Here is a 2,898-nt window from a genome sequence, read left to right on the forward strand (position 1 = left end):
CACGGAGCGTTCGCTGACTCAGCACAGAACTCTTCCGAAGTCGGAAGATGCTTCGTCCCGTTCAAGCACAATCCGCATGGTGGTGTTTTAGAGGCTATCCCAGTAGGCTCAAGAAACCCTTCGACCGGCCTGTCCTGAGCGGAGTCGAAGGGCTCAGGGCGAACGGCCTACTGGGATAGGCTCTTAGTAGGCGGTAAATAAGAAAAGAATCCATTGAGAATGCAATCCCTTCATCGAATGCTTAGCCAGGCCGAAAGCCGAAAAAAGCCAGCATGTCCACAGACCGCAAGCACAAAAAAAGCGGTTCTGCCGCAATGACAGAACCGCTTAACTTATCACCAGAGCCCAGCCGATAACGCCGGGCATTCACCGGTTGGTGTTATGCTGCGACAACCTTGCCGTTCCGGCGAGAGAGTCCTGCCGCAACCAGGCCGATACCAAGCAGTCCCAGCGTCATGGGCTCAGGAATCGTTTCGACGCTATCCAAACGTAGATCCAGGTTTGCGGTTCTAGGAGCCGAGCCGCCAGCAACGTCATCACCGGTATTCAGTGCCACCTGTAGTGCGCCGAGGTTAGCAAGATTTGCCGTACCGCCGGAGCCGCATTCGATGGCGACTACGCCATCTACATAGGGCGACGTTCCGGTAAATCCGCATAGAGAACCATCCATAAAGGCCGCAAAGGGAATAGTAGACGTGTGCGGAGAAGGTACGCAACCGGGATCGAGCGGACCGCTAGCGTCCACACAGGTAGCGGCCAGCGTAATTTTGGTCCACTCATCATCATCCGTGAAAGCTTCGATGCGGAAGAACCATCCGAGATCCGATTCGATCGTGGTTAATTGAAAGGCATGAATGGTGCCGCCCGAAGTTAAATCGAACCCGCCTAAACCTGTGGTATTAAGCGCGATATCCTGATCGTTGCCGTCCCACTGGACAATAGCTTCGCCCGTTACACCCGAATCGTTGCTGAATCTGAATTGACCACCGCTGACGACGGCTAACGACCGGGAAACAGTATCATCGCAACCAGTGATACAGTTTGCCCAAATGTCACGCTGACCGCCCAGCACAGTCGACAAGCCGGTGCCCGTGCTGCTAGCCACCCCGGTACCGGGAAGAGTCGTGGAATCGCCGTTCCATGCTGCCCCGCTAGTAGTATCGATGGCGGACTGATTTCCCTCACTAAAAAGATCAACCGTGCCGCCGTAAGCCGACGTACTCAGCGCAAACAGCAGGGGCGCGGCCGCGCCTACGATATGCTTCAAATAAATCTTCATGATATGTCGCTCCCAGATAGCATCAGAGTATTAAGTTAATGTTATGCCGAAGTCTGACTTAACAACGTCGGCCTAATCGCACCGACGTATTTGCGATTTTTGTGCCAAGGCATAAAGATTATTTATAATCAATCACCTACACGCAACGAGCAACGCCCACGTAACATTTTCCGCTAGAAGTGTAAAAATTACTGACAGATATAGTGATCTACCGACACAAAGCGCGACAGAAGGAATGCCTCAAGTCCAACAAACGGCTCTGTATTCACTATCAAGGCTTAAGACTCGGATGGACATCTCGCAGCGAGGAAACCTAGTGTCAATGTACTTTACGATATCGCCACCAGAAAGTGACGCGCGCCAGAACGCTTATCAGGGACCAATGCAACCAGCAATAAACGTTGGCCAAATCGGTCTCAGTCGGTATGGATAGTTCCACACGCGATCTGACCGCTCCCAAGAGTTTTGCCTTCTATTTTCTTCGGGCAACGACCACGCCATCTCGGGTCGGGTTGATGGACGCATCGAATTCCGGATCGTTGAAGATAAGTCGGTTATGTTCGCGGATAGCGTCGGTCCAGCCGGGAACGATGTCGACGGGGTTTTCGGCAGCAACACGGCCGTGCCACAAGACATTGTCCGCAATATAAAGCCCGCCCGGCCGGATACGCTCGCGGGCAAGGCGCCACACTTCGGGATAGTCGCCCTTGTCCACGTCGTTGTAGCAGATATCGAACTCGCCCTCGGTAGCCTGGAAGACGGTCTGGGCAAAGCCGGTTCGGAAATCGACGCGGTCCCACAGCCCGGCTTGGCTGAGAAAATGTTCCGCCTTGGAGAGATTGTTCGGATCGCCATCGCTACAGATCACCCGCCCGTCCGGCCCGACGGCCTCTGCGAACCAGTAGGCGGAATAACCGTAACCGCTGCCGAATTCGAAAATGCGCTTCGCTCCGATACTTTTGGCGAGGACCTTCAGAAACAATCCGACCAGACGCCCGACGATGGGAAAGTTCTGCTGACGAGCCAACTCTTCCATCTCCACGAGAACCGGGGTGTCGGCCGAACCGGCGAGAGTGGTCAAGTAACGTTCGATGTCCGGATGTACCGGCGTTAGCACGCTTGGATTGCTTGCCGTAGGATCATTGAGGTCGGTCATGCCGTAACTCCTTTAAACACGCTGAAGAGAGTCGCCGCCCCCTGGTGCAGTCCATTGTTTATTCGATCAGATCAGACTTACGCGTAGTTCCTGAGAGTAGACCCTTATTTTCGGAACCGGCACGGTCCGCTCTCCGTCAAGAGAAAGGACGAATGGGTCGTTTTCTCTTGACGGGAATACATCGCGTGGATGGGTTCATGACCGTCACCCTAGCGTAATTGCTTGTAGTAATTGATCAGACCGTTGGTGGAAGCGTCATGAGACGAAACCGCACTGTCGTCGGTCAGTTCCGAAAGAATGGTTCTCGCCAGCCGTTTGCCCAACTCGACCCCCATCTGATCGAAGGAGTTGATGTTCCAGATCGCGCCCTGAGTGAATATCTTGTGCTCGTACAAGGCGATCAGCGATCCCAGAGTTTCCGGGGTCAGTTTTCGATAAAGAATTGAATTGGATGGTTTGTTGC

General features: G+C 53.8%; 2 protein-coding genes and 1 pseudogene. All 3 read right to left on the reverse strand.

Annotated features, from left to right (window positions below):
• Positions 1-379: 379 nt before the first annotated feature.
• Positions 380-1,279 (reverse strand): PEP-CTERM sorting domain-containing protein, encoded by a 900-nt coding sequence (locus ABJK70_RS22890; protein ID WP_347259245.1) that lies wholly within the window; start codon positions 1,277-1,279, stop codon positions 380-382.
• A gap of 472 nt (positions 1,280-1,751) precedes the next feature.
• Complete coding sequence (locus ABJK70_RS22895; protein ID WP_077730754.1) at positions 1,752-2,435, reverse strand: O-methyltransferase; 684 nt, start codon at positions 2,433-2,435, stop codon at positions 1,752-1,754.
• A 209-nt stretch (positions 2,436-2,644) separates the two neighbouring features.
• A pseudogene (pgi, locus tag ABJK70_RS22900) lies at positions 2,645-2,898 on the reverse strand (glucose-6-phosphate isomerase); the annotation flags it as partial.

This window comes from Methylocaldum sp. (assembly GCF_039794385.1).
Taxonomy (GTDB): Bacteria; Pseudomonadota; Gammaproteobacteria; order Methylococcales; family Methylococcaceae; genus Methylocaldum.